Here is a 5,027-nt window from a genome sequence, read left to right on the forward strand (position 1 = left end):
CCACGTGGACGCCGTCGGCGTGGCACAGAAGGGCCAGGTCCACGTGGTCGTTGACGATGAAGGTGGCCCCGTGGGCGCGCGTGAGTTCGCGCAGGGCCAGGCACTCTTCGAGCATGGCCCCGGCCTTCTTGTCCTTCTCGCGGTACTGGAGCACGCGCACGCCCGCCTTGAGGATGCTCTCGGCCACCTCCAGGTTGGAGCGGCCAAGGGAGTGCTCCTCGGAGAGGATGGCGTAGATGCCGCCCGCCAGGAAGTTCTTCATGGCTTCGATCATAGGGTTCTCCTCAGGGCGAAATCCAGGACGATGTCGGCCTGCTTGGCCGCCGCCAGGGTGACGCGGGGGGCCAAGGGCGGGCACTGGGCTGTGGCCTCGGAGGCGAAATCGCCCACGAGGTAGAAATCGTCGCGCACGCGCCGCGTGACGATGCGGTCGGACTCGCCGCAGCCCGCCAGCCCCGAGGCGGCCACCAGGAACACGCCCGTGCCCAGCAGGGCCTCCACGAGCATCTTCTTGGCCTGGGCGGCGTCGAAGGCTTCCACCACCACGTGGCGGTCCCGGAACAGTTCCCCGACGTTTTCGGGGGTGATGCGTTCCTGCACGGCCCGAACGGCGGCGTCGGGATTGATGTCCAGAAGATTCTCGCGCAGGGCCTGCACCTTGGGCATGCCCACCTGGCGGGCGAAGAAGAACTGGCGGTTCAGGTTGCTTGGCTCCACCGTGTCGTGGTCCACGACCACCAGATCCTCGAAGCCGGAGCGCACGAGCATCTGGGCGCAGTTGGAGCCAAGCCCCCCCGCCCCGGCCACGCCCACGCGCACGGCGCGCACGCGCTCGAGCGCCTGCGGGGAAAGGTAGCGGGCTATGCCCTGGCGGAAGGGGTTCATGGACCGTCCTGGCTGCGCGGGCCTGCGTCCGGCGCGGCAAAGGGTTGGGCGGCGGCCCGGGGGCCAGTTTTCGACGTGCCCATTTTCCGGCCTGGCGGGGGAAAAGTCCAGCACTTTCAAAGCGGGCACGGCGCGAGGAAACCAAGCGGGAGAAAGCCCCGCCCCTTGTCAAACGTCAATTGACGATTTACATTCCCTTCAATGATCGCGAGCTTTCGGCACAAAGGATTGCGCCTCTTTTTCGAGAAGGACGATTCGAGCAGGCTCCCGCCCGCACTGGTCGAGCGCATCCGGTTGATCCTCTCCGTCCTTCACGCCGCGGCCGAGCTGGAGGGCATGAATCTCCCCACGTTCAGGCTTCATGCGCTCAAAGGGAACCTGCAAGGATTCCACGCGGTCACTGTAAGGGCAAATTGGCGCATCGTCTTCCGCTTCGAAGAGGGACGGGCTCAGGATGTTGATTTCGTTGACTATCATTAGGAGAACGCCATGGACATGAAAAACCCCGCCCATCCGGGCCTTCTGGTGAAGGAATGCCTGGACGACCTGGGTCTGAGCGTGGCCGAGGCCGCCGGGGGCCTGGGCGTGTCGCGCCAGCAGCTGCACAACGTGATCACCGGGCGAAGCTCCGTCTCGCCCGAGATGGCCCTGCGCCTGGAAAAGGCCCTCGGCAGCACGGCCGCCACGTGGCTTGGCATGCAGATGCACTACGACCTGGCCTTCGCGCGGGAGAAACTGGGACCGGTGGACGTGGAGCGGCTGGTTCCCAAGGTGGCCTGACGCTACAGGTACTGCCAGTCCTTGTACACCGGCTGATACCCCCGCTCGTAGAGGGCCTGGGCCATCTCGTCCACGCTGCGCGGGTCGGAGATCTCGAACTGTCCGGTGTCGTGCTGGCCGGAGGCGCGCCCGCCCACCTGGGTGCACACGCCCGCGCTCATGCGCGTGACGCCAAGCCCCAGCAGGTTGTCGCGAAGCCCGGGCCGCTCCCTGGTGGAGAGCGTCACCCCGCCGCGCGGCATGAAGAGCCTGAAAGCCAGGATGTACTGCACCAGTTCGGCGTCGGAGACGATCTCGCGCGGGGGGTAGCCCCCTGCGTGGGGGCGCATGCGCGGCGGCGAGACGGCCACCTCGGCGTCCGGGTAGGCGCGCTGGAGCCAGTCGGCGTGCAGGCCCGTGAAGAAGGCCTCGGTGCGCCAGCTGTTCAGCCCCAGGAGCGCGCCGATGTTCAACTGGCGCATGCCCGCGCGGCCCGCGCGGTCCGGGGCCTCCAGGCGGAAGCGGTAGTCGCGCTTGGGGCCTTTGGGGTGCAACTCGGCGTAGACGGTCTCGTCGTAGACCTCCTGGAACATGGTCATGCCGTCGGCCCCGGCCTCGATCAGCTGGGCGTACTCCTCCTCCGTGAGGGGGTAGACCTCGATGGCGATGGACGTGAAGTGGCGCCTGAGCACGCGGATGCAGTCCGCCATGTAGGCGGGGGGCGTCTGCTTGCGGTCCTCGCCGGTGAGGATGAGGATGTGCTTGAGCCCGGTGGCCGCGATGGCCGAGGCCTCGGCCTCTACTTCTTCGAGGGTGAGCTTGCGGCGTTCGATCCTGTTCTTGGTGTTGAAGCCGCAGTAGACGCACTGGTTGGTGCAGTGGTTGGCCAGGTAGAGGGGCGTAAACAGCACCATGGCCCGGCCGAAATGGCGGATGGTCAGGTCCCGGGCCTTTTGGGCCATGGGCTCCAGGTGGGCGGCGGCCGCCGGAGAGAGGAGCGCCAGGTAGTCCTGCGGCGTCAGGCGCTCCTTCCGGAGGACGCGGCCCACGTCGGCGTCGGTGACGCCCGCCAGGAACCCGGGGAAGTCGAAGCCGTCGTAGCGGCGCAGTTCGTCGAAGATGGTCATGAACATACTTCCTGTGATGCTTCAGGGATCGGACCTCTTGTGGTCCAGGGGCTCTCTCGGCGTGTTTCCACGCCGACCGATCAAAAAACAATCGGCCGAATCCGGCCCGGTTTCAGCCCCTCACCGGTTTCGGGCCGGGGGTCCCTCCTCGCGGGGCGTCGCCGCCGACCGATCGGAAGACGATCGGCGGCGACACCCCGCGTGGAGGGACCCCCGGCCCGAAACTGCGCCACGTTAGCCGGTGAAAGGCGCGAAGCAATTGCGGGTCCAGGGGGGTCACCCCCCTGGCGGGTGCAGAGCAGCGCCCTGCCGGGGTCCGGGGCGGAGCCCTGGCCGCCGGAGGCTCATCCCTCCGTTACTCGTGCAAGAATCCCGTAAGCGGCGACGAGGCCCGGGCCTGTTCGCTCACGGCTCCGGGTCCGGCCAGCCAGGCGGCGCGTCCGGCGGCCACGGCCTGGGCGAAGGCGCGGGCCATGCCCACGGGATCGGCGGCGGTGGCGATGGCGGTGTTGGCCAGCACGGCGGCCGCGCCCAGCTCCATGCACTCGCAGGCCTCGGAAGGCTTGCCGATGCCCGCGTCCACGATGACGGGCACGTCGAGTTCGTCGATCATGATGGCCACGAGTTCGCGGGTGCGGAAGCCCCGGTTGGTGCCGATGGGCGCGCCCAGGGGCATCACGGCGGCGGCTCCGGCCTCCGCCATGCGCTTGGCGGCCATGAGGTCCGGGCTCATGTAGGGCAGCACGGTGAAGCCCTCGGCGGCCAGGATGCGCGTGGCCTCGATGGTCTCCTGGTTGTCGGGCAGGAGGTGGCGGTTGTCGCTGATCACCTCGATCTTGATCCAGTCGCCGCAGCCGGCGGCGCGGGCCAGGCGGGCGATGCGCACGGCCTCCTGGGCGTTGCGCGCCCCGGAGGTGTTGGGCATGAGGCGGCAGGACTCGGGGATGTGCGAGAGGATGTTCTCGCTGCCAGCGCCGGGGTCCACGCGGCGCACGGCCACGGTGATCACCTGCGCGCCGCTGGCCTCCACGATGGCCGGGATGAGGGCGTTGGACGAATACTTTCCGGAGCCGAGGAACAGGCGGCTTTCGAGCGCCGTGCCCCCGATGACGAGCCGGTCTGCCATGGGATCAGCCTCCTCCCACGAAGGAGACGATCTCCAGGCGGTCGCCCTCCTTGAGGGCCGTGTCCTGCCAGTGCTCCCGGGGTATGATGCGTTCGTTGAGTTCCACCACAACGGCCGAGAGGTCCGTGCCGTAGGCGGCCAGGAGGGCCTCCACGGTGAGGCCCTCGGGATGGGCGGCGTCTTGTCCGTTGATGCGAAGGTTCATGGATATGTTGATTGGCCCGGGCGCGCCGGGCCGCGTTCAGGCGTTGTCGAGAATCTTCCTGAGGCCCTTGTCCAGGCGCTCGTAGCCGTCTTCGGCGCCCAGGTCGGCCACCTGGACGGCCTGGAGCTGCTCGGGGGCGGGGGTGTCGTCCAGGAGCGCGGGGATCACGGGGCTCAGGCACTCGTCGCGGCGGGAGGCCTTGGCCAGGGCGGCCTCCAGCTGGCGGGCCAGGAAGGGGTCGGCCAGGTCCAGGTTTTTCGAGACCAGCAGGAGCGCCACGGGGCAGCCCTCCAGGCCCTGCATCACCGAGAGTTCCACCTTCTGCCCGGGCATGATCTCCTCGGGGGCGAACCAGGGCGTGTAGCCCAGCTGGCGCAGCTTGGCCACCACCTCGGCGGCGCGCTCCCGGTCGGCCTCGTGATGGATCAGGAACACCTTGCGCCCGGCGCGGCTCTTGCCGGAGCGCGTGAGGGCGGCGGCCAGGGCGGCGGCGAGCACCACACCCACGGCCACCAGGGGCAACGCGGGGAAGTCCCCGGAGCGAAGCTCCCGGGCGAAGGCCACGTAGGCCACAACGAGCGCCACGAGGGCGTAAAGCAGAAACCGTACGAACATGGACACCAACGATTGCATGCGCATGGCAGACTCCCGGCCGATCCGTCCTGGGTTCATCCAAGGGGAACGCCTGCCTCAGCCGACCTGTCCCGGACAGGTGCGCGTACCGTGTCGCGGCCCGTGCAGCCCCGGACGCCGGGGCGTCCGGCCGGACGGGCGCGCCGGAGGGCGCTTGCCCCCTCCGGCGCTCCCGCGCGGTTCTTCCCGAGCCCCTGTTGCGCGCGACGCGGCGGCCGCCCTATCGAACCCCGGAGCGCCCGCGCGCTCACGTGAGCCCCTGGCGCGGCCGCGCCCTATTTGCCCCCGATGA

8 protein-coding genes are annotated in these 5,027 nt (G+C 69.0%); 2 read left to right on the forward strand and 6 right to left on the reverse strand.

Translation table 11 applies throughout. The features are described 5' to 3' along the window. Both ACV4UX_RS17125 and thiF read right to left on the reverse strand, forming a co-directional pair. Nucleotides 1–274, reverse strand: a 274-nt coding sequence (locus ACV4UX_RS17125) for a thiamine phosphate synthase (protein ID WP_491594495.1), incomplete at its 3' end; no start/stop codon positions are given. After that, complete coding sequence (gene thiF / locus ACV4UX_RS17130) at nucleotides 271–885, reverse strand: sulfur carrier protein ThiS adenylyltransferase ThiF (RefSeq protein ID WP_491594496.1); 615 nt, start codon at nucleotides 883–885, stop codon at nucleotides 271–273. The genes ACV4UX_RS17125 and thiF, both read right to left, overlap by 4 nt. Before the next feature lie 201 nt (nucleotides 886–1,086). On the opposite strand from thiF, the gene ACV4UX_RS17135 reads away from it, so the two are divergent. Next, a complete protein-coding gene (locus ACV4UX_RS17135) occupies nucleotides 1,087–1,365 on the forward strand; it encodes a type II toxin-antitoxin system RelE/ParE family toxin (RefSeq protein ID WP_491594497.1) in 279 nt (92 codons plus the stop codon). Between the two features lie 9 nt (nucleotides 1,366–1,374). Then, nucleotides 1,375–1,665 (forward strand): HigA family addiction module antitoxin, encoded by a 291-nt coding sequence (locus ACV4UX_RS17140; RefSeq protein ID WP_491594498.1) that lies wholly within the window; start codon nucleotides 1,375–1,377, stop codon nucleotides 1,663–1,665. A 2-nt stretch (nucleotides 1,666–1,667) separates the two neighbouring features. On the opposite strand, the gene thiH is transcribed toward ACV4UX_RS17140, so the two are convergent. From thiH to ACV4UX_RS17160, 4 genes are all read right to left on the reverse strand, one after another. Then, a complete protein-coding gene (gene thiH, locus ACV4UX_RS17145; protein WP_491594499.1) occupies nucleotides 1,668–2,771 on the reverse strand; it encodes a 2-iminoacetate synthase ThiH in 1,104 nt (367 codons plus the stop codon). 355 nt (nucleotides 2,772–3,126) lie between these two features. After that, entirely contained in the window at nucleotides 3,127–3,897 is a 771-nt protein-coding gene (locus ACV4UX_RS17150; protein ID WP_491594500.1) for a thiazole synthase, read from the reverse strand. Nucleotides 3,898–3,901: 4 nt separating this feature from the next. Further along, nucleotides 3,902–4,102: a sulfur carrier protein ThiS gene (thiS, locus tag ACV4UX_RS17155; RefSeq protein WP_491594501.1), complete on the reverse strand. Its 201-nt coding sequence runs from the start codon at nucleotides 4,100–4,102 to the stop codon at nucleotides 3,902–3,904. 36 nt (nucleotides 4,103–4,138) lie between these two features. Beyond that, nucleotides 4,139–4,741, reverse strand: a complete 603-nt coding sequence (locus tag ACV4UX_RS17160; protein ID WP_491594502.1) for a toll/interleukin-1 receptor domain-containing protein — start codon at nucleotides 4,739–4,741, stop codon at nucleotides 4,139–4,141. Nucleotides 4,742–5,027 lie beyond the last annotated feature (286 nt).

The organism is Fundidesulfovibrio sp., assembly GCF_058402725.1.

Bases quoted from the DNA above. Each gene is read 5' to 3' on its own strand.
- ACV4UX_RS17160 (WP_491594502.1), bottom strand. From the start codon at position 4,741: ATGCGCATGCAATCGTTGGTGTCCATGTTCGTACGGTTTCTGCTTTAC.
- thiF (WP_491594496.1), bottom strand. From the start codon at position 885: ATGAACCCCTTCCGCCAGGGCATAGCCCGCTACCTTTCCCCGCAGGCG.
- ACV4UX_RS17150 (WP_491594500.1), bottom strand. From the start codon at position 3,897: ATGGCAGACCGGCTCGTCATCGGGGGCACGGCGCTCGAAAGCCGCCTG.
- thiH (WP_491594499.1), bottom strand. From the start codon at position 2,771: ATGACCATCTTCGACGAACTGCGCCGCTACGACGGCTTCGACTTCCCC.
- thiS (WP_491594501.1), bottom strand. From the start codon at position 4,102: ATGAACCTTCGCATCAACGGACAAGACGCCGCCCATCCCGAGGGCCTC.
- ACV4UX_RS17135 (WP_491594497.1), top strand. From the start codon at position 1,087: ATGATCGCGAGCTTTCGGCACAAAGGATTGCGCCTCTTTTTCGAGAAG.
- ACV4UX_RS17140 (WP_491594498.1), top strand. From the start codon at position 1,375: ATGGACATGAAAAACCCCGCCCATCCGGGCCTTCTGGTGAAGGAATGC.